Source organism: Halomonas sp. FeN2 (assembly GCF_020595105.1).
GTDB classification, from domain to species: Bacteria; Pseudomonadota; Gammaproteobacteria; order Pseudomonadales; family Halomonadaceae; genus Vreelandella; species Vreelandella neptunia.
Window position 1 is genome coordinate 4,070,456 of record NZ_CP074200.1, and the last position, 21,700, is coordinate 4,092,155.

Here is a 21,700-nt window from a genome sequence, read left to right on the forward strand (position 1 = left end):
GCGTTTTAGTAGGCAGCTAAAAGGGCGATAACACCCTCAGGTGAATGTAAACAAAGGAGTAACGACTCATGGCAGACGAACCCCAGACCATTACCATTGATGGCACCGAGTACAACCTGGCGGAGCTTTCCGAGGCTGCCCGCAGCCAGGTGGTGAACCTGCGCGTCACCGATGCCGAGATCGAAAAGCTCAACCAGCAGCTAGCGATCTTTCAAACCGCTCGTACCGCCTACGCCAACGCGTTAGCCGCAGAGCTACCTAAAGAGCCATCTAAAACCAAGCACTGAGACACCCAGCCGGGATAAGGGCGCTCCATGCCACTACAGAATCGCGTTGACCCCTTCGCGCGCTGAAGCGCCCTCCCACAATTAATTTCCAGCCTGATAGAGCCACTTGTGGGAGGGAGCTTTAGCTCGCGACCGTTTGAGCTTCCAGCCGGATACTCTGTTCGCGCGCTGAAGCGGCCTCCTACAATATGCTTCCAGCCTGGCGGAGCCATTTGAGGGAGGGAGCTTTAGCTTGCGATTGTTCAAGCTTCCAGCCTTATCAGCCTAAGGGGTGCCTTCGGCACCCTTCGCGCGCTGAAGCGCCCTCCCACAATTAATTTCCAGCCTGATAGAGCCACTTGTGGGAGGGAGCTTTAGCTCGCGACCGTTTGAGCTTCCAGCCGGATACCCTGTTCGCCCGCTGAAGCGGCCTCCTACAATATGCTTCCAGCCTGGCGGAGCCATTTGAGGGAGGGAGCTTTAGCTTGCGACTGTTCAAGCTTCCAGCCTTATCAGCCTAAGGGGTGCCTTCGGCACCCTTCGCGCGCTGAAGCGCCCTCCCACAATTAATTTCCAGCCTGATAGAGCCACTTGTGGGAGGGAGCTTTAGCTCGCGACCGTTTGAGCTTCCAGCCGGATACTCTGTTCGCCCGCTGAAGCGGCCTCCTACAATATGCTTCCAGCCTGGCGGAGCCATTTGAGGGAGGGAGCTTTAGCTTGCGACTGTTCAAGCTTCCAGCCTTATCAGCCTAAGGGGTGCCTTCGGCACCCTTCGCGCGCTGAAGCGCCCTCCCACAATTAATTTCCAGCCTGATAGAGCCACTTGTGGGAGGGAGCTTTAGCTCGTGACCGTTTGAGCTTCCAGCCGGATACCTTGTTCGCCGGCTGAAGCGGCCTCCTACAATATGCTTCCAGCCTGGCGGAGCCATTTGTGGGAGGGAGCTTTAGCTCGTGACCGTTCAAGCTTCCAGCCTTATCAGCCTAAGGGGTGCCTTCGGCACCCCTCGCGCGCTGAAGCGCCCTCCCACAATTAATTTCCAGCCTGATAGAGCCACTTGTGGGAGGGAGCTTTAGCTCGCGACCGTTTGAGCTTCCAGCCGGATACTCTGTTCGCGCGCTGAAGCGGCCTCCTACAATATGCTTCCAGCCTGGCGGAGCCATTTGAGGGAGGGAGCTTTAGCTTGCGATTGTTCAAGCTTCCAGCCTTATCAGCCTAAGGGGTGCCTTCGGCACCCTTCGCGCGCTGAAGCGCCCTCCCACAATTAATTTCCAGCCTGATAGAGCCACTTGTGGGAGGGAGCTTTAGCTCGCGACCGTTTGAGCTTCCAGCCGGATACTCTGTTCGCCCGCTGAAGCGGCCTCCTACAATATGCTTCCAGCCAGTCGGAGCTACTTTTGGAAGGGAGCTTTAGCTGGCGACCCTGCTCCTTGCTAGCCACCTTCCACAGCTTAAGCGTGCTTAATCACCCTAGCCAGCCATCGTCATCCAGGATAGTGCGCACGGCAGTCAGTTGGGCAACACCGACGCCAAAACTACCGCCGACCGGATTAAACACATCCAGATAGAAGGTTTCATCCGGCTCGGGGGTCATGTCGCCAATCACTTCAACGGCAATCGTCGCTTGGTTTTCGCCAGGGTAGAGAATTAATGTATCCGCTACCGCCAGATAGTCTTCTCCAGCGTTGGCGGTGCCATCGCGAGTGGCGTAGTCAACGCTTAACCACTGGCCTGGGTCGCTACGCACGCCGTTAAATTCGAGCAGGAAGTAGACCAACTGCGTGCCACTATTGCCTTCTTGAATCGAGGTGACCACATCTTCTGATCGGGTAGGGGCGTTTGTGTCCATCTGGCGCAGGCTTTGATCGATCCACTGCTGGTAGTGGCTCACCCGCTGGAAACCCGCTATTTCGCCAAAGCTGCTATCCAATTGGTCATTCACATCGGGTGTTTGGCCGTTACGGCTGAGTGATGCTGAGTAAGTGGTGATACCTGCCACTTTGTTGCCAATAAAGGCGGGGCCGCCGCTATCGCCAGGGGCGATCATTCCTTCTGCAGCGCCACGGCCAGTATTGTCTAAGCCCATTAGCACACCTAGTGCGTCGTTGGCGCTGCTGCCGTTGTCGAAATCGATAATTAATTGAGAGCCTGCCAATGGATCCCAGTTGATGCTGCGGCCAAAGGCTGCTTTCAATCCTTCTCCTGTGGTGTCGAAGCGGTTTTCAGCAAGGTGTTTAGTGGGCGCATTAGTGCCACTCTCAATATAGCCGGTGGCTCCATCGCCAGTCAGGCCGTAGCCAACAAGGGTTATTACGTTGCCGAGTTCATCGCTATGCCGGTAGAGCGCGCTTCGTTCTGCGGTTACCGGTGCAGGGTCAGTTAACCACACTAACGCGAGGTCATTGTTTACACCGTTGGTTTCATAAAGCGGATGTAGGACATAGTGAGAGGCTGGCAGGTTTATACGCCCATCAGGAGTGTCCATGCGCACCGAAACGTTATTGGTGCCTTCCAGTACGTGGGCTGAGGTCAACACAGCCCGGCCGCCGTAAAGCAGTGTGCCTGAACCGTAAAAGCCCTCAGCCAAGACTTGGACAACGCCGTCGTAGCCTTCGCCAGGTAAGACCCGGTAGCGGTCAGGATCGCGGGTGACGGTGACCATGTGCATTACCTCGCTGAGTATTGAGCTGGATGACAAACATCGGGTTTCACGATAATTGACAATCTTGTTTATCGTCAGTCGGATTGTAAGTCACTAATATACCGAGTGGATGGAGACTTTCTCGCCGTTAGATTGTTAGGGGCCAAGGCAACCGAAGGTGCTCTGCAAGGGCAAGAATACAGCGGATCGCGCAAGCGGTAGCCTTTTTAGTAGCAAAACGCTCCATTTAATTACCCATTCAACGTTGTAAGTTACTAATATCGATAAATACTTACGTTACGTCACACGTTATAATGACATGGTGCGTCATACCAAAGGGTTAGGGAACCCTATGATCGCGTTTTAAACATAAATAAAAACAGTGGGATGTGTAGAAAGCAGCACGCATTCACGACCATAAGGACAGTTACTATGCCCCTAACACCTTCACAAAAACAGGCGCTAGCCGATGAATTGATTGATGTTATGGAACGCTTCCAACACTACGTGGATCATCACCCTGATCACTATGAGGCGTTGATCACGCAGCCCTCCCCAGGTCACTTGATTATCAAGCTTCAGCCCACTTACCCTTCTGAAGAATAAGCCGGGTAAGCCTCGATATTTGTGGGATTAACTAAGCAGAGTTGGGTCGCCGGTCAATTGATAAACGGGCGACCCCCTGGTTGACCGCCTGCCGTCGGTTATCGAACGGCTCGGAGGTGGGCGCTGGTTATCCCATGAGATGCGCAGCGGTTAGGCGATGTGTAAGGCTTTTAAAATGGGTAGTTGCTGCTCGGCAAAGGCGATAGCTTGCTCCTTCAGTTCGGCGATATTTTGCTCATCGCCTTGCACTGTTTTACCCTCTTTGACCAGTTGTTGGCCTTGGGACTTAAGCAGCTGCCAAACAAACGCTGCCCACTGTTCGGGCTGCTGTATGCCCTGGGAACGGGCGAGCAGAAACAACTGGTGAAAGCGGACCACTTTAACGCTACCGCCAATAACGGGGCTGGCCAGGTAGGTAACGTCATCGCTCCCGCGGGCTTTATCCATTAGATGCAGGTTGAGCTTGTCTGTGCGCTTCTTGGCTTTCTGGAGGGTATTTTCGTCTTGCACCGGGGCGATGTGGCCACCGCCAATCAGTACCGTGACCGCTTCGCTGATCTGGGCGAGGTTTACCCGCTCTTGCAGAGTTTTCTCAAGTTCTCCCAGGCTGCGGGGCTTATGGTCAGCCATCGCATCTAGAATAGGCGCATATATTGCTTCGTTCATATCGGCTTCACCTAGCGCGCCTTTAACCTTCAACGAAACATCGTGGCGTGGGCTGGTCAGTATGATGCGCTGGGCGCGCAGCTGTTCGCTGCGTTCAAGTCCATTCACTTCGCGCGGGCCTTTGACCCAGTAGTCGCGACGGAACTGCTGGTTGACCATAAAGTCGCGCACTGTCTCGCGGAACAGACGGTCGGGCAGCTGCTCTATCAGTGCTCGCTGCTCCTGGGTGAGGTTGATGCCGGTCACGTGATCGAGATAGTGCGCCGAACAAGCGAAGCCCAGCTTGGCGGATGATAGCCACTCAGCCAGGGTAGAGAAGTGCATTGGCAACCAGTCGTGGTTGAAGTACTCGTGGGCAAGGTATTGGCGGTTCTGGTTTTTAATCTGGTTTAGGCGTTCGTTGACCTGGGGATTGGCCCGTGCGTAGGTGGGGTTGGTTGCCAGTAGCTGCTCGGCAAAGTTAATCGCTGCGTCAACCTTGGGGACGATGCCATGGCCTTCGGCACCCATCACTTCGCCATGTTCGCGCATTAGATGGCGCATCGGCGCAAAGGAAGCCCAGCCCGGCTGGGTGTTGTAGCTTATGTAGAGCACGCCACCCACCTTGAGCTTGCGGCGAACGAAATCGACAATCACCGCCCGGTTCTCATCAGAGATCCAGCTCCAGATGCCGTGCAGGCCGATATAGTCGAAATCCGGTAGGTCATCTCGCTGGCAGAAGGCATCAAAGGCGTCGTCGTGCAAATGGGCATTGGCGCCACTGGCTGATGCTACCGACTGGGCAAACGCCGCCTGTGAGGGGTTGAAATCCGTTCCGTGCCACTCCACCAGTGAGGCTGCTGCATGGCTGTTGATACTGATTCCCTGACCAAACCCCAACTCGCACGCTGTGCCTATGTCGGGAAAGTCGAGCCCGGCATTGAGAAAGGCCAGCTTTAGCCGTAGGGGGTTGAGCTCTCCGTAGTAGCCGTAGGTATAGCCAATATCGGCCACGTAACCAGCGGTCCAATCACTCATTGAGTCACCTTTCAGTAGCTTGTGTAGGATAGTGCCAGAAACCTCAAGGTGATAGTTACGCATTTTGAGGTATTAAAAAACCCCATATATTGAAATGGGGTTATTGAAGATGCCTTGAGCGGTAGACGCTATACGCCTAAACTATGAAACCAAAAAGCGGCCAGTGATGAAAACATAATCAATTCTGTCGCTAAGAAGATAATGGTGAAGAGCCTTTTTTTTTCGTTCTAATTTCCTGATAGCTTCAATCAGCCTGTTTTTGGGCAAATACCCTTCCACTCGAACAGTCTTACCATGAAGCAACGCGAGTACTTCAGGGGAGGGCTGTCCATTTTCGTGGAAATCTATTTCAAGCAATTTATTTAATAACAGCTGAATACGCCCCTCCTGAGCTGCTACTGTTGTATTAACAATGCTTAAAATTATAGTCAACAAAGCAATCACAAACGCAGCCGCTGCGAACGCGATGGTTACCTTGCCGCTAAATTCCATCTGACTATCCATAAGATCCATACAGTTTCCTTGATGATTCCCCCACTGGAGATAGGTACGTTAATTTTGCACACGACACTCTAACCTGGTTTTTCACTACGAACGCTAAGAGAGGAGTTGGTAAGTTATCTTAAATGTATTTTAAGTGCATTTTAAGTGCATTGAACCCCTTTTAAGCAACGGCGAAGTCATCAATAGTTGTGCCGGTAAGATCTAACAACCCTGTTAGCTTAATCACCGTACCTGGCCAACCTGAGACGCAGCGGCGCTGGAGTCATCGGCCACTATAAAAGTGTCCTTCCCTTTGCCGCCGCTCACGGCGCCCGGCTCCTCCAGTATGATGGTATTTCCGGAACCGGTGTAAGGTGAGGCCTTCTGCGGCTGTTAGGTTAACGTCAACGCCCGCCGTGTTCACGGAAGCGTTAATCTTTTCTACTGTATTGGAGTTGCTTCGCGTCAGAGCAAGCTGCGCATCGGTTGCGATATTAACAGTCGTTGCCTTATCAGCCTTTGGCTTCACCGTACTGTAGAATATTCAGCTGGCTACAGGCATTTTATTGTAATTAATTGATACGCGGCTTTCGTGATGAGGGCCAAAAACTTGCCGAGGCGGGCGGTTTATAACACCGCTTGTGAAAGATCTTCCTTTCACATCGGGTGGAGAGCTAAAGACGAGGATTGATGGCAACTATAATGCTACTACCCAACGAACCCAGTATCGAAAATGAAGCTGCTCAAGAGGCATTAACGACGCAGTGGTTACTGCCCGTGCTTGGTGAGCTCAAGAAGCTCTTTATAGACTTGCGGCACTCGTTGGATCCTGAACTAGTCCAGGCGAGGCCGTATAAACAGGGCAAGGCTTATCCGCTGGGTCAGTGCCTGGAGATTTCTCAGGCGGCGTTCCAGCGGTTACCTCGACTTAGTACCGGAACGCTACAGCCGGCGGCTGCACGGGGGCTCCAGGCGCTAATGCACTTTGTTCGCCACGGTGGCTGCGTTCGACAGGTATGGGGGGATCTGCGCGGTGACTATTTTCAGAATGCGCTTTTGGTGGGAACCCTGTATGTGGATGTGGCCAACGATACCGTTGACCCTACCAAGCCACCGGTGGAGATACTCCCTTTTGCGCATGCGCGGTTAAACCCTATCAGCGATTTTGTTCATTTTTCCAGGGTGGCGGCGCGCTATTGGCAAGCGCAGCTTTATCCTAATCACATTCTGCCAGGGCTGGCTCCTTACTTCCCATTAGTGAGCGTGACCCAAAGCGGCGTCGTTCAGTTTCAGTCCGCCAGTAACTATATGATTGCCTTAACTGAGGCGGGTCAATTTGCACCGAGCGAAACGGTTCTTAAAGGCAATCCGATGAACGCCTCACTGTTTGCGTTGCTACGCAACACTCTGCTGGCAACGAATGCTTCTCTTCCTGACGCTCCCGACCAGGGCCGAGTGTTGGCGTTGAGAACCTGTTTGGCAGCACACAATCAGCAGTGGCATACCTCTCAGCAGAGGCGTAATAGCACTGTGACAACGGTGATCCAGGTAAACCGTGCGTTAGGTCAGTTGGTGATCCGCGGGCAGGGGGAGTGAAAGGCATCACTGAGGTCTTGATATAAGTCCTTTATCTTTTTAAGCATGTTAGTTGGCTAGGTAAACGCTACGACTAATGTCATTTTTTAGACTGATAAAAAATAGCGATGCACTTTTAAAAAGGGAGTAATATTTCCAGCTTTGAAAGCAGTAGCAGTTTTCTCACGGGTTGGTTAAGTAGTTCTTCATAAAAAGGCTTTTGCCACAGGTAAGCAATGCCAGGCAGGGGGAGAAAAAATTGAGCAATATGCAGATAAATCCAGTAGGGCCGATTAATTATGATGAGGCTGTCAGTGGCGATGTGAACGATTTCGCAGCGCGCACCGATAGCCTCGGCCAACCAACCCTCGCCGCCTGGGTGCTCGATGAATCCGGTGCCAATGTTTGGCAGGGCCATATTGAGTCTGGAGGTGCAAACGATAGCTCCGACACCATTATTTTGGAAGTACCGCAGCATAGTAAGGTTCAAGGCATAACCCTTACGGTGAGCAATATAGTAATCAATAGCGGTACTCAATTCTATTTGAGTGACCTCTTTGGCAACCTTATAGAGAGCCGCCCCTTAGAATCCTTTACCAAAGCTTTCAATTTGCAGCCTGGGTTGTATAGCTTGATGATGGGTAATGGTACGGTGGTTCTCGACTACAAACTGTCATTAGACGTAGTGGCCACCCCTCCCGGTTTGCTGCCTACGTTATCAGTTACGCCTGAAAACCCGCTTTTTATCGAAGATGAGCAGGCAGTCACTCTGTTTAGTGGTGTGGATGCGAATACCAACGATACAGGGCAGAGTTTTACCGGTTTTACTTTCTCTGTCTCTGGTGTTAAAGAGGGCGCGCAAGAAGTTATTTCACTGAGCGGGGTCGATATTAGCTTGGGGGCTAATAGTAATGGTTTGGTTAGCGGCGGTAGTTATGCTGTTTCCACGACGGGGGGAGGCGCAACGGTAACCGTTAGTGGAGTGTCACTCAGTCAAGCTGATATGAACTCTCTGCTCGCTAGCATGGCTTACCGGCACAGTGGGCAGAACCCTACGGCGGGCGCACGTGACATAACACTTCTTGAGCTACGCGATAACGGAGAACCCGGCTATAACAGCACCTCGCTAAATATTACCAGCAAGGTAGTAGCGCAGGCGGTAAACGACGCGCCTGAAGTCACTACCTCCACGGGTGCATTAACGTTTATCGAAGGCGAGGGTGCTAAGCCTATTGATGTCGGTTTGACGCTTTCTGATATAGACAGTGCTACTTTGGTTCAGGCGGTGGTTACCATTAGCGGTAATTACGTTAGCAATGAAGATGCGCTATTGTTTACCAACAGTGGCACCACCATGGGTAATATCAGCGCCAGCTTTGATACGCTAACTGGCACCATGACGCTGACCTCAGCAGGTGCCTCGGCGACCATGGCCGAGTGGCAAACGGCGCTCCGCTCCGTCGCCTATGCCAATACGTCACAGAACCCAAGCACGCTCCCGCGCACGGTTGAATACGCCATTAACGATGGCCAACTGAGTAGCACGGTAGCTGCGCGTTCCATTACGCTAGTAGAAGGCAATGCGGCTCCTACCTTTGCCGGACTGGATGGTGCACCAATTTTTACCGAAGGCTCAAGCCCGGTAAGGCTTAATAGTAATTTAAGCATTACCGACGAAGAGTTGGTTACCTTCAATAATGGTGTCGGCGACTTCAATGGTGCCTCATTAACGCTTTCACGCCAGCTTGGTTCGAATGCTGAGGATCAGCTCTCTTTCGACACGGAGGGAGCCTCCTATTCAATTTTAGGAAATATTCTCCTGACCGGGGGAGTTACGTTTGCCAATTGGTCAAATGCGGGCGGCGCGCTGAATGTTAATTTTGGCAGTGGAGCGACGACGGCGCTGGTAAACGAGGTGCTGCAAACGATCCAGTATGCTAACAGCAGTGATAACCCAAGCGGCTCTGTGTCATTGAACTATCTATTTAGCGATGGAAACACAGGTATGCAGGGTGCCGGTGGGGCAGGAATAGCGCAGGGCTCCACTTCGGTGTCTATTATCGCCACCAATGATGACCCGATAGTCACCGGGCTACCTCTTACCCTTACCGTTATAGAGGATTTTGCCTCAACCATTGATCTTCGCGGCATTGCGTTTAGCGATGTCGATAGCGGCAAGGGGGACGTGACGGTTACCCTCAAGGCCTCTACGGGAAGTATAGGTTTGGCGGCCAGCGGGGCGGTGAATCTATCGGGCAATGGCACCGACACAGTGACCCTGGCCGGCACTTTAGCGGCTGTGAATGTTTATCTTAATACACCCGCCAATATGCTCTATACCGGTGCTGCGAATGCCGCCGGTTTAGCTGCTGCGAACCTTACGCTATCTATTAATGACGGTGGTAATAGCGGTGCTGGGGGTGGCACGGACATTGTGGTGGGTAAGGTGGGGATGGATATAACGCCGGTCAACGATGCGCCGGTGTTTACCACGGCGGCCACCCTTGCGGTGCCCGAGAACAGTCTTTCGGTTACCACGCTTGCAGCCACCGATGTCGATAATCTCAAGCTCTTTTATTCTATCCAAGGGGGCGCGGACAGTGCGCTGTTCTCGCTGGATGCCAACTCCGGTGCCCTGAGTTTTAATACTGCCCCGGATTTTGAGGTGCCCACGGATCACGACAAGGACGGCATCTACGAGGTGATTGTTGAGACCAGCGATGGTAACGGAGGAGCAACGCCTCTGACGCTAGCCATTAGCGTCACTGATGTGAACGAGTCAATACCACCTGCTCCGCCGCCTGCTCCAGCCCCTATTCAGGTCACCCCGCCCACGCCACAGCCCAATACTCCTTCAGGGCAGCCCTCGTTTAGCGAGACAATCACCAACACTGGCAGTAGTAGCGGTAGCTCCAAACTGGTAGAGAACAGCGGTAACGGCAACGAGGTCACCGTTACGCTGCCCGGAAGTGTGAGCCTGATCAACCAAGGCGCGCGCAGCGCCGTCAACAATCAGCAGGCGCAAATAGATCTGATTGATAGTATCGGTGTTCAACAGCCCGGCAACCTGGGTGATCAGACCAGTATTGTCAGGCAATGGTTTGCCACTAGCCCTGATGGCATGCTGCTTGACATCCGCACGCTGATACTTAGTGACCGCGGCAGCGCCTCGGCCAATACCCCTATTCAGATCAACGGAAATGCCGGAAACGGCAGTGCAAGTAGTAACCATCTTGAGGCCTTCGTTATTGATGCTAGCGCACTGCCCAGTGGCAACCTTATTCAGCTCAATAATATCGATTTCGCCAGCATTGTTGGTGCAACATCAATCAGTGGCGGCGCCGGTAATAATGTAGTGATTGCGGATAATGCCGATCAATTTATCGTTCTAGGAGCCGGTGACGACGAGCTTCACGGTGGCGGCGGTAATGATGTGATCGGTTCCAAAGGGGGAGACGACCTTCTCTTCGGCGATGCGGGTAACGATCGCCTGTTTGGCGGGGAGGGCAATGATCAACTGAACGGTGGCTCGGGAGTGGATGTGGCCCGTTTCGATACCGTGAAAAACAGTGTCCAGCGTGATCAGGCTAGCGATGGAAGCCTGACGATAAGCTCTGCGGCTACCGGCGTGGATACGCTGACAGGCATTGAACTGCTGCGCTTCGCTGATCAGGTGATCTTGGCTAAAGCTCCCGAGCTAGTCAATACTGCAGTGACCAGTTTCGATGAAGCCTTTTATGTCAGCCGCTATACCGATGTGGCGGAGGCGATCACCCAAGGGGTGTTCGCCAATGCGCGCGCTCATTTCCAGCAATATGGCCGCAGTGAGGGGCGTCAAGCGGGATCTGAAGGCAACGGACGGGACAATCTTGTCTTCGATGAGGCGTTCTATCTATCCCAGCATACGGATGTGGCGGCCGCTGTTAACCAAGGTGGCTTCGCCAGTGGTTATGCACACTATGTGCAGTACGGAGAGCGCGAGGGGCGCGACCCTAACGTGCTTTTTGATGAAGCGGGTTATCGGGCCGCTAACGTAGATGTGGCGAGCGCTATTCAGCAGGGTAACTTTGCGAGTGGCTATGAGCACTATCGGCTGTTCGGCGAGGCCGAGAACCGAAACCCCTCCGCCTGGATGGATATTACCGCCTATAAAGAGGCCAACTCAGATATTGTTGCTACAGGCATCGGAGCCCTGAACCACTATATGCAATACGGCATAGGTGAGGGGCGTATAATCACGGCTGCCGATGAGGGGCTGTGGGGATAAACGGTGACCTCCCTCGCCCTTGTGGCGGGGGAGTCGTTGCGGCATCACTTCGTTCTGCATGCACTTTGCCGTAATCGTGTTAGCTGTGCTTGGCAAAGCCTTTCGTTTGTTCATGGCGGGGTAGACGACCGGTCTATCTCGCGCTCTCCTTGGCTTTAGGGTAGAGTTGCTGCCCATTATTCACCTACACGCGTGCTGTTATGGCTTGCGAGCTTGGTGTCGCCGCAGTTTTTAATTAGTCTTGAGTGGTAACTACATGCTGGTGCAGCGTTTTTCCCGTTATCTCAGTATTGGTGTCATTAATACGCTACTGCATTGGGTCGTATTTCTACTGTTGAACCTTGGCCTGGGTATTTCTCAATCCTGGAGTAATTTGTTGGCTTTCGCTGTGGCCGTCACGTTCTCTTTTTTTGCCAATGCGCGCTTTACCTTCCAAGCCAAAGCGACGCCACTAAGGTACTTATTGTTTACTTGCGCTATGGGCTTGCTTAGCTTTTTAATCGGCGTTACTGCTGATGTATTAGCATTGGCACCAGTAATAACTTTAGTAGTTTTTTCTGGTTTAAGTCTAGTGCTGGGTTTTGTTTATTCACAGTTTTTTGTCTTTAAGGAGCGTACATGAAACTGTCGTTAGTAGTGCCAGTTTTCAACGAAGAGGCGATGCTGGCGCTCTTCTATCGCACTGTTCGTGAAAGTGAGGCGCTAGCTCCGTACGATGTTGAAATTGTACTTGTGAATGATGGTAGCACCGATACCACAATTGAGATTGCTCAGCAGCTTGTGGCAACCGATGAAATGATAGTGCTGGTCGATTTTTCCCGTAACTTTGGTAAGGAGCCCGCACTCTTTGCAGGGCTCTCTTATGCGACCGGTGATGCCGTTATTCCTATCGATGTCGACTTGCAGGATCCCATTGACGTCATCCCCAAACTGGTAGAAAGGTGGCAGCAGGGGGCCGACGTGGTGTTGGCTAAGCGTGTTGACCGCCGCCAGGATGGCTTTTTAAAACGCTTAAGCGCAGAGGGGTTTTACCGTTTCCACAACAGTATCAGCACCCCCAAAATTGAAGAAAATGTAGGTGATTTTCGGTTGATGTCTCGACCAGTGGTTGACTCGATTTTGCAGATGCCTGAGCGCAATCTGTTTATGAAGGGGGTGCTTTCCTGGGTAGGTTATAAAACCGATGTTGTTAGCTACGAACGTGCTGCACGCGCCGCTGGTAGTACTAAGTTTAATGGCTGGAAACTGTGGAACCTGGCGGTTGAAGGTATTACATCCTTTAGCACTGTGCCTTTAAGAATTTGGACTTATCTGGGATTAGGCGTTGCGTTGTTTTCTTTTATATACGCGGCGTGGTTGGTGATGGGAAAAATTATCTGGGGTAACCCTGTACCCGGCTATCCTTCGTTAATGACAGCCATTCTGTTTCTTGGCGGTGTTCAACTGGTGGGTATAGGCGTACTGGGTGAATATATAGGCCGTATTTATATAGAAGTGAAGCAACGTCCGCGTTATGTGGTGAAGCGTGTTCTGGGCAAGTCTATAAGCGACTATAACGACACCATAGATTCATAGCTGATCTTTAATAGGCTAGTAAAGCTGCGCTAGGGCGTTGCAGGTAAAGGTAAAGAATCTATGCAGAGTGAAAAAAGTGTTTCCTCCCAAGGGCCGTGGTCTGAGCCTTTGGGGTGTAGCCGTTGGCAGCGCGTGTTTGGCGGGGCGCTACTCGGTGGTTTTGTGGTGTTCATGCTTGCGCAGCATGCGCTGGTGTTTCCTTATCACGATGACTGGGGGTACGCCACGCTAACGTATACCACCGAGGTGGGGGCTGGTATTGGGCGCCATTTTACCCAATTCGATTTAATCCGCTTTTTGTACAGTGAATACTGGAACTGGTCAGGCCGATTTTTCCCCTTCTATCTGCAAATTAATCTATTTTCCTGGGGAATTGAGTCTGTAAGGGTTGTACAAGTTTTTGTACTTGCCGTGATGGTGGTGAGTGCAACCGCGGCTGCTCGAAAAGGGGAGCCATGGCATCCGGTATTACTGGTGCCTGTTGTTTACCTATTGGCGTTGCCAGAATTTGTCACTACTAGTGGCTTGTATTGGTTTTCTGCTTCAATCGCTTATGTTTGGGGTTTGGCGCTGTTTGGTTTGGCAAACTGGCGTGTTGCTCGCAATGGACGGCTGGACTGGTTAGCTACGCTGCTTTATGCGTTGGCCGCTTTATTTCATGAGCAAATGGCTGTTGCTATGCCAGCCTTTGTTTTGACCTATGGCGTGCTGCAGTTTTTAGCCCAACGGAGCTGGGAGGGCGCAGGTCTGTGGTTGTGTCGGCTGTGCATCACTATTGGTGCAGGGGCGTTGGTTATTTTTGCTCCAGGTAATTTTGTGCGTCGTGCAGTCTCTCATTACCCCCATGAAGGGGTCGTTGATACACTCTTAGCTAATGTTCAAGTGATGAACCAGCTAATATTGCATCCTGAGGGGCGCTTGGCGCTATTAGCCTGGCTAGCTGCAGGTATAGTTTATGGAGCCTTGCTGTTCACTCGCCATGCTAAAACTACCTTTGTGGCTGCAGGCTTGAGTGTTGGAACGCTATTGCTGGCATTACTCGCTTGGCAGGGGTTAACGTTATTTTTCCCAGCTTTGTTGTTACTATTCGGCGTTGTATTAATGCTGGGAGTTTGGTGGCATCGTGTTCCTGTTGCTATTGCTGCTGCGTTCTTTGCAGCGGTTGCCTCTTTGGTGCTGCTGCTGTTGGCACCAGTGGTTGCTTCCCGTGCACTACTGACTTTTTACTGCTTAATGTTAATACCGCTTACTTATGCGGGTGCCTTGGTATTTCGTTTTAGTCCTCTATTAATGGTGGTGGTATTGATGGCATTTGCTGTGCCCGCAGCCAATAAAGCTGGGGCGGTTTATGAGGGGTATGCCCAAAATGCCCCGACCCATCAACTCAATGGGGCTAAGTTGTTGGCAGCAGGTATGGAGGCTGAAGTGGGGAGGGTACCTGACCAACTGGTTTTGTATCGGCTACCGAATGATCGCTTTGCTGAAACAATGCCTTACCAGCGTGAGCTGGTCGAAACGTGGATGCGGCGTTACTACCAAGTACCAGAAGGGGTGAACATTGAATGGCAAGCGCCCCTGGACTTGAGACAATAGCCTAATAGCTATCAGCCAAACTGCATGGTAAGCGCAATGCACATGTGCTTTGGACGAATTAAACACTTGGACGTGGTGGTTTAACATGAAAATTTTAGTCACTGGTGGGGCCGGTTTTATCGGCTCAGCGGTTATACGTTATTTGATCCAATCCACTGAGCACCATGTGGTCAATGTGGATGCCCTTACCTATGCTGGTAATTTGGAGTCTCTTACCGAGGTAGAGGGTAGCGACCGCTATGCGTTTGAGCAGGCGGATATTGGCGATGTTTCCCGCATGGTCGCTATTTTTGATCACTACCAACCGGATGCTGTGATGCACCTGGCGGCGGAGTCCCACGTGGATCGCTCGATAGACGGCCCCGCGGCGTTTATCCAGACCAATATTGTAGGCACTTATTCGCTTTTAGAAGTTGCACGGCACTACTGGAAGGGCCTGCAAAAAAGTGCACCTGACAAAGCCGCTGCTTTTCGCTTTCACCATATCTCTACCGATGAAGTGTACGGTGATCTAGAAGGGCCGGAAGAGCTTTTTACCGAAGAGACCCCTTACGCGCCCAGCTCTCCCTATTCTGCCAGTAAAGCAAGTTCTGACCACCTGGTGCGCGCTTGGTTGCGTACCTTTGGTTTACCGGTGTTGGTTACCAATTGCTCGAATAACTACGGGCCTTATCACTTTCCTGAAAAGCTTATTCCCTTGATGATTTTGAACGCCTTGGCAGGTAAGCCACTGCCGGTCTATGGCAATGGCCAGCAGGTTCGGGATTGGCTTTATGTTGAAGACCATGCGCGTGCATTGGTGAAGGTTGTCACCGAAGGCGTCGTTGGGGAAACCTATAATATTGGGGGACACAACGAGAAAGCCAATCTTGAAGTGGTCGAAACGCTATGTGACCTGCTTCAAGAGCTGGTGCCTGCGGAGCGTTCATATCGGGATTTGATTGCCTTTGTGCAAGACCGTCCTGGCCACGACCTGCGCTATGCCATTGATGCCAGCAAAATTGAGCGAGAGCTAGGCTGGCGCCCGGAGGAGACGTTTGAGACCGGATTGCGCAAAACCGTGCAGTGGTATTTGGATAACCGGGAGTGGTGGCAGCGGGTTCAGGATGGCAGCTACCAGGGCGAACGTTTGGGGAGTTTGTAGCTCTTAACGCAGTGTTGGTGGCCTAGCGGTCGCGAGCTAAAGCTACCTCCCACTGGTGGTTTGTTCAGGCTGCTAGCCAATGGTCTCGAGCTAACGCAGCCTCCCACCGGTGCGGTGTTTAGGCTGTTAAGATGATGAAATCAAATGTTTTATAAAGGAATGGGTTATGAAGGTGCTTATCACCGGCGGTAACGGCCAGGTAGGGTTTGAGCTGCGCCGTCAACTGGCCACCCTAGGCGAGATATTAGCACCTAGCAGGGCGTCGCTTGACCTCTCGGACGCTGACGCAGTAAGTGCTTACTTGGCTCAGCATCAGCCGGATGTGGTGGTGAACGCAGCCGCTTATACGGCGGTGGACAACGCCGAAACGGATCAAGCATTGGCAACGCGGTTAAACGCCGAACTGCCCGCTCAACTGGCGGCATACTGCCAGAAGCGTAACTGCTGGTTGGTGCATTACTCTTCCGATTATGTATACAGCGGTGAAGGTAGCGCCCTTTGGCGCGAAGATGATGCAACGGGCCCCTGTAATGTTTATGGCGCTACTAAGTTGGCGGGTGATAAGGCTATAGCTGCCAGCGGTTGCCAGCATCTGATTTTTCGTACCAGTTGGGTATACAGCGCTTTCGGGAAGAGTTTCTTATCTACCATGCTGCGTTTAGGCGCTGAACGCTCTGCCCTGAGTATTGTCAGTGACCAAGTGGGCGCACCAACCCCCGCACGCCTAATTGCGCTGGTTACCCAGCAGGTGTTAACTGCCTTACAATTTAAGACTTCCAGTCATGATATTGGGAGCGGTGTGTATCATTTGGCCCCCAAAGGGGAAGTCAGTTGGCACGGGTTCGCCTGCGAGATTTTCCAATTGGCAGGTAATATAGGGTTACCGCTAACGATTACTTCCGAGAGTGTTAGCGCTATCCCTACCCGTGATTACCCAACTCCTGCTGCTCGCCCGCTTAACTCGCGGCTGGCAGTGGATAAACTAGAAAAAGCGTTGGGAATTGAGATGCCCAGTTGGCAGAGCCAGTTGGCGCTTACCGTGGAAGAAATAGCAAGCTCGCGCTAAGTCGTGCGTGCGCAATGAGCAAGGAGCAACAACGATGCAACGTAAAGGCATTATTTTAGCGGGGGGCAGCGGTACTCGTTTACACCCCATCACCCGCGGTGTTTCAAAACAACTGCTGCCGATATATGACAAGCCGATGATCTATTATCCGATCTCGGTATTGATGCTGGCTGGTATCCGGGAAATTTTAATTATCTCTACCCCGGAAGACCTGCCCCAGTATGAAAACCTTTTGGGCAATGGCGATACGTTCGGCGTACGTTTTGAGTATGCCGTGCAGCCTTCGCCTGATGGTCTGGCCCAGGCGTTTCTTATTGGTGAATCGTTTATCGGAGATGCGCCGGTGTGCCTGGTGCTCGGCGATAACATTTTCCATGGTCAGCACTTTTCTGAGCAGCTCAAGCGTGCGTCTGCCCAAGCGAGTGGGGCATCGGTATTTGGTTATCTGGTCAAAGACCCCGAGCGTTTTGGTGTTGTGGAGTTTGATGCTGATGGTAAAGCAGTTTCCATTGAGGAAAAGCCTGCCAAACCGAAGTCGCCTTACGCGGTGACCGGTCTCTATTTTTATGACAATGATGTGGTTGAAATTGCTCGCCAGGTGAAGCCTTCTGATCGGGGGGAGCTGGAAATCACTAGCATCAATAATGCCTATTTAGAGCGTGGCGACCTACGTGTTGAGCGCTTGGGCCGTGGTTTCGCATGGCTGGACACCGGCACTCACGATAGCCTGCTGGAGGCTAGCCAGTATGTGCAAACTATTGAGCATCGCCAGGGTTTGAAAGTGGCATGTTTAGAAGAGATAGCGTGGCAGCAAGGGTGGTTAAGCGATGAAGCTCTGCGTGAAAGCGCCACCGCGCTTGCGAAAACCGGTTACGGACAATATTTGCTTCACCGTTTAGATGCTAAAGGGGGCTATTAATGCTGGTTGAAAAAACGTCATTGCCTGATGTGTTAATTTTAACCCCCAAAGTGTTTGGCGATGCCCGGGGCTTTTTTATGGAGAGCTTCAACCAAAAAGCGTTTGAACAGGCCACGGGTTGCAAGCGTGATTTCGTTCAGGATAACCACTCGCGCTCCCGCCAGGGTGTGCTGCGTGGCATCCATTACCAACTGGAGCAGCCCCAGGGCAAGCTGGTGAGGGTTGTGCAGGGTAGCGTGTGGGATGTGGCGGTCGATCTTCGCCGCGATTCTGCTCATTTCGGCCAGTGGGTCGGCGTAGAGCTTTCGGCTGAAAACAGCCGTCAGCTCTGGGTGCCTGAGGGTTTTGGTCACGCCTTTGTGGTGCTTTCGGAAACGGCGGATTTTTTATACAAGACGACTGATTATTACCATCCCGAATCTGAGCGATGTATCCGTTTTGATGATCCTGAGCTGGCCATTGAGTGGCCAGAACTACCCGTTGAGTTTTCGCTCTCTGAAAAAGATCAGGCGGGTAGCACGTTTTCTAAGGCAGATGTTTATAAACGTTAGCAGTGGCGTTACCACTGCCAGGTAACCCCTGCGCTGATCACATCCAGATCAAACCCTGGTAGGTTGTCGGTTTCACCCGCATCGAAGTGGCGGGTGAAACGCCCGCGCAGGGAGAGCTGTTTGGTAATAGCCAGCTGCGCCCCCACTCTCAGATTAGGCACCCATCGCCGAAATGTTGAATCACCGCTGAAGAGGCCCCCCACACTCGATAGTTGGCTTTAGCGGTTTCGGCCTGAACCCTAAGACGCAAAATGGCCGATTAAGCTTAAATCTACCTTAGGTGACATATAACCTTTTCTTAATGCATTCTTATTGATGTCTACAGTAGGTGCTGCTTAATCGTTAATTTAAAGTTAAATCTGAGTGCCCTTAAACGCTTTATAGATGATGGCGGGCTTTTTCGTGTTTTTTTTGTGAAAAAAAATGTATAAGTGTGGTAACAGTAATGGGCAGAGTGTTAGATAAAGTAACTTTTTGTTTGAGGGCTGCCCATGCCAACTTGGTATTCACACCTAGTGCTTTTGGACTACGCCGAACATGCGAATTTAGGCTGGAATGGCGACAAAGCTGAGGCGTTGAAGCATGATTGCACATGGCTTCCCGTCAGCCTGAGTGAGATGGCGCAGGCATCAGCCCATCTTCCAATCGTCATAATGCGCTGTGAGCAGCGTTGGCTAATAGTCGTCGTGACTAACGATATTTTCCTATCGAGTATTAGGGGTAGAAACACTGAGCCGCTGAAGCACGTGTTTGTACCCCAAAGTGCGCAAGTATATCCATTTTCTCTCATGCTTTTAGAGGCTTCCAAAAGTGGTTTTCAGCTAGGTATCGACAAGCGGTGTATTGTCCCGCTTGAAGATACGGGGGCTTTGCCTCTCTTTAGTGAAAATCGTGGTTATTCTGAAGCGGTAATGGATCGGTTTCATTTACTCCACCGCTTAAAGATAGACAGTGAAATAGTCCATAGCGCCTGCGAACTTTTAGCAAGAAAGGGGTTGTTGATACTTATTTCTGAAACAGAAAAAATAATGGGAAACAATAAAGAGCGTGATAGGCCGCTTTATCGCGTTGATATTGGTGCCATTGCTCGATTATCCCGCGAAGATTTTGCCGACCTGCAAATGCATCATGCCATGGAATTAGCGGCCTATCAGCATAGTTCTCTGTTCCATGCGGGATGTTTAAATCAAGATGCTAATTAAAAATTGCTTTTTATTTGTTTTTATTGCATCGTCAATTGACTATTAGAGGTACTGTTTGGAAAACGAGTAATAGCGATTAATACACCCGACAACTCTATATCCACGATCATTCATCGAGGCGGTGCTAGTGGTGTTACTGGCAGCTGTCATCAGCTTATCGTCAATAGTGAGTCTTCACTACTAATAGATTGTGGCTTGTTTCAGGGGGAGGATGCACAGCAGGATAGTTTCGAACAACTCACTATCGGATTTGATATCTCGACTGTCAAAGCCTTAGTGATAACCCATGTGCATATTGATCACGTAGGGCGTTTGCCTTACTTGTTAGCCGCTGGTTTTAATGGGCCCATTTTGTGTTCAAAGCCCTCGGCTAAACTACTGCCATTGGTCATTGAAGACGCGCTGAAAATTGGCTTTACCCGAAATGCGCGCCTCATTGAACAATTTTTACAGCGGGTCGATGAGCAGTTGGTGCCTCTGGATTATGCTAAATGGCACACTTTAGAAGCTTCTTCCTCTTTAATGGTCAGGGTTAAGCTGCAGCGTGCAGGGCATATACTGGGGTCAAGCTATGTGGAAGTTTCCCTACGCGAAACAAATTCGAAACGCCGTGAACGCTTGGTCTTTTCCGGAGACTTGGGCGCCGCTAACTCTCCACTACTACCCGCGCCTAAGTCGCCGTCAAGAGCTGATGTGCTGGTGATTGAGTCAACCTATGGAGATCGGCTGCATGAGGGGCGTAACGAAAGGGCGGCGCTACTAAAGCGGGCCATTGAGCAGGCGCTAGAGAATAAAGGTACTGTTATTATCCCTGCCTTTAGTATTGGCCGAACTCAGGAGTTGCTTTACGAGCTGGAGACTATTATTCATCGTGCGGGCAGTGGCTCTCTCTGGCAGTCGCTAGAGATTATTGTGGATTCGCCGCTGGCCGCTCGGTTCACTCAGGTTTACCGTGATTTAAAACCATTTTGGGATGATGAAGCGCAAAAGCTGATAAAGGCTGGGCGTCATCCGCTCAATTTTGATGCGCTGTATACCGTGGATAGCCATACAGCACATGAACAAACAGTGCGCTATTTGGCCGAAAGTGGTCGGCCTGCGGTGGTGATTGCGGCGAGCGGCATGTGCGCCGGTGGGCGGGTGGTAAATTATTTAAAAGCCATGTTGGGCAATCCGCGTCATCAGGTGCTGTTTGTGGGTTATCAGGGGGCGGGCACGCCAGGGCGTGATATCCAGCGCTATGGGCCTGAGGGTGGCTGGGTAATGCTGGATGGCGAGCGTTACGATATTCGCGCGGGGATTACGACTATTAACGGTTACTCCGCCCACGCGGATCAACGGGATTTATTAACTTTTATCAAAAGAATGCGTCATTGGCCTAAGGAAATCCGTTTGGTGCACGGTGACACATCTGCAAAACTGGCGCTTAAGGCTGCCATCGAAGCAATGGCGGATAAGCATCAACAACCTATAACCGTGAATTTACCTGAGAATTCTGTATAGGCTGTTGTGCTTATCGCGGGAGTGACTTTCTGTTGCTTACCAGCCCCCCTGGCCCTCTAACAGACTGCGGGTGTTGTTATTGAGCGGTAGGCGAAAATCGGCACTGCCAAGCACCATAGCATCGCCTGCCCGCACCACGCGAGCACTCACATAGACGTAGTCCTGCCCTTGTGCGTAGGTGCCCATCAATATTGAGCGGGCGTTGTGCTGTGCGGTTAGGCGCTGAACCTGGCGTGAAAGAATTAGTTCGCCCACGCTCTCTTCGATAAACATGCTGTCGCGCATTTTGACTTCGCGTACCTGCATACCCTGGCGGGCCAGTGCGGAGGCCATGATTTCAGAGCTGATACGCCCAAGCGTAGATGACTGGCTTAGATTGTCGATGCTCACAAAAGTGGCGGCAATCATGGGGCTATAGCGTGTGAGCTCTGGATTACTGGCAACCATCTGTTCAGCAGCGGCATGAACCAATTCAGAGAGATCGGGTTCCGGTTCAGCGGGTCTGTTGTTAGCATTACCCAGCGCGCTGCAGCCAGCCAGGAACAGTAGCGCTATGCTCATGGCCATCCCACGAGCAGCATGGCTGATAGAGCGAGCGCGCCAGGTAGTTAAAAGTGTCATCAGCATG

The 21,700-nt window shown here is 51.7% G+C and carries 18 protein-coding genes; 13 read left to right on the forward strand and 5 right to left on the reverse strand.

The window, feature by feature from the left end:
* Window positions 1-68: 68 nt before the first annotated feature.
* A complete protein-coding gene (locus KF947_RS18725) occupies window positions 69-287 on the forward strand; it encodes a DUF6447 family protein (RefSeq protein ID WP_133730247.1) in 219 nt (72 codons plus the stop codon).
* Between the two features lie 1,442 nt (window positions 288-1,729).
* Here the strand turns inward: KF947_RS18725 and KF947_RS18730 are convergent.
* Window positions 1,730-2,926 (reverse strand): trypsin-like serine protease, encoded by a 1,197-nt coding sequence (locus tag KF947_RS18730; protein WP_227404777.1) that lies wholly within the window; start codon window positions 2,924-2,926, stop codon window positions 1,730-1,732.
* A gap of 411 nt (window positions 2,927-3,337) precedes the next feature.
* Here KF947_RS18730 and KF947_RS18735 point away from each other — a divergent pair, with 411 nt between their 5' ends.
* Complete coding sequence (locus KF947_RS18735; protein ID WP_223288256.1) at window positions 3,338-3,511, forward strand: hypothetical protein; 174 nt, start codon at window positions 3,338-3,340, stop codon at window positions 3,509-3,511.
* Window positions 3,512-3,661: 150 nt separating this feature from the next.
* On the opposite strand, the gene KF947_RS18740 is transcribed toward KF947_RS18735, so the two are convergent.
* Both KF947_RS18740 and KF947_RS18745 read right to left on the reverse strand, forming a co-directional pair.
* Window positions 3,662-5,194: a class I SAM-dependent methyltransferase gene (locus KF947_RS18740; protein ID WP_227404778.1), complete on the reverse strand. Its 1,533-nt coding sequence runs from the start codon at window positions 5,192-5,194 to the stop codon at window positions 3,662-3,664.
* Between the two features lie 141 nt (window positions 5,195-5,335).
* Window positions 5,336-5,707: a hypothetical protein gene (locus KF947_RS18745; RefSeq protein ID WP_227404779.1), complete on the reverse strand. Its 372-nt coding sequence runs from the start codon at window positions 5,705-5,707 to the stop codon at window positions 5,336-5,338.
* A gap of 660 nt (window positions 5,708-6,367) precedes the next feature.
* Between KF947_RS18745 and KF947_RS18750 the strand changes: the two genes are divergently transcribed.
* The 9 genes from KF947_RS18750 (at window position 6,368) to rfbC (ending at window position 18,367) form a co-directional block, all read left to right on the forward strand.
* Window positions 6,368-7,273, forward strand: coding sequence for a hypothetical protein (locus tag KF947_RS18750; protein WP_227404780.1), 906 nt, complete (start codon window positions 6,368-6,370; stop codon window positions 7,271-7,273).
* Window positions 7,274-7,520: 247 nt separating this feature from the next.
* Window positions 7,521-11,519 (forward strand): beta strand repeat-containing protein, encoded by a 3,999-nt coding sequence (locus tag KF947_RS18755; protein WP_227406318.1) that lies wholly within the window; start codon window positions 7,521-7,523, stop codon window positions 11,517-11,519.
* Window positions 11,520-11,775: 256 nt separating this feature from the next.
* Complete coding sequence (locus tag KF947_RS18760) at window positions 11,776-12,141, forward strand: GtrA family protein (protein WP_227404781.1); 366 nt, start codon at window positions 11,776-11,778, stop codon at window positions 12,139-12,141.
* Entirely contained in the window at window positions 12,138-13,094 is a 957-nt protein-coding gene (locus KF947_RS18765) for a glycosyltransferase family 2 protein (protein ID WP_223288251.1), read from the forward strand. The genes KF947_RS18760 and KF947_RS18765 overlap by 4 nt, the downstream gene beginning before the upstream one ends.
* A 132-nt stretch (window positions 13,095-13,226) precedes the next feature.
* Window positions 13,227-14,687, forward strand: a complete 1,461-nt coding sequence (locus KF947_RS18770; protein WP_227404782.1) for a DUF6056 family protein — start codon at window positions 13,227-13,229, stop codon at window positions 14,685-14,687.
* Window positions 14,688-14,772: 85 nt separating this feature from the next.
* The gene (gene rfbB / locus KF947_RS18775; RefSeq protein WP_223288249.1) at window positions 14,773-15,831 is read left to right on the forward strand and encodes a dTDP-glucose 4,6-dehydratase; all 1,059 of its coding nucleotides are present in this window, start codon (window positions 14,773-14,775) and stop codon (window positions 15,829-15,831) included.
* A 166-nt stretch (window positions 15,832-15,997) separates the two neighbouring features.
* Complete coding sequence (gene rfbD / locus KF947_RS18780) at window positions 15,998-16,897, forward strand: dTDP-4-dehydrorhamnose reductase (protein ID WP_223288248.1); 900 nt, start codon at window positions 15,998-16,000, stop codon at window positions 16,895-16,897.
* Between the two features lie 34 nt (window positions 16,898-16,931).
* A complete protein-coding gene (rfbA, locus tag KF947_RS18785; RefSeq protein ID WP_133730258.1) occupies window positions 16,932-17,816 on the forward strand; it encodes a glucose-1-phosphate thymidylyltransferase RfbA in 885 nt (294 codons plus the stop codon).
* On the forward strand, window positions 17,816-18,367 hold the full coding sequence (rfbC, locus tag KF947_RS18790; protein ID WP_223288247.1) for a dTDP-4-dehydrorhamnose 3,5-epimerase: 552 nt from the start codon (window positions 17,816-17,818) through the stop codon (window positions 18,365-18,367). The genes rfbA and rfbC overlap by 1 nt, the downstream gene beginning before the upstream one ends.
* Before the next feature lie 8 nt (window positions 18,368-18,375).
* Here the strand turns inward: rfbC and KF947_RS18795 are convergent, their stop codons facing one another.
* On the reverse strand, window positions 18,376-18,528 hold the full coding sequence (locus KF947_RS18795; protein ID WP_223288246.1) for a hypothetical protein: 153 nt from the start codon (window positions 18,526-18,528) through the stop codon (window positions 18,376-18,378).
* A 330-nt stretch (window positions 18,529-18,858) separates the two neighbouring features.
* On the opposite strand from KF947_RS18795, the gene KF947_RS18800 reads away from it, so the two are divergent.
* Window positions 18,859-19,569, forward strand: coding sequence for a SapC family protein (locus tag KF947_RS18800; RefSeq protein ID WP_227404783.1), 711 nt, complete (start codon window positions 18,859-18,861; stop codon window positions 19,567-19,569).
* Window positions 19,570-19,665: 96 nt separating this feature from the next.
* A complete protein-coding gene (locus tag KF947_RS18805) occupies window positions 19,666-21,072 on the forward strand; it encodes an MBL fold metallo-hydrolase (RefSeq protein WP_227406319.1) in 1,407 nt (468 codons plus the stop codon).
* Window positions 21,073-21,108: 36 nt separating this feature from the next.
* On the opposite strand, the gene KF947_RS18810 is transcribed toward KF947_RS18805, so the two are convergent.
* Window positions 21,109-21,699, reverse strand: coding sequence for a FlgO family outer membrane protein (locus KF947_RS18810; RefSeq protein ID WP_244286478.1), 591 nt, complete (start codon window positions 21,697-21,699; stop codon window positions 21,109-21,111).
* Between the last annotated feature and the right edge of the window lies 1 nt (window position 21,700).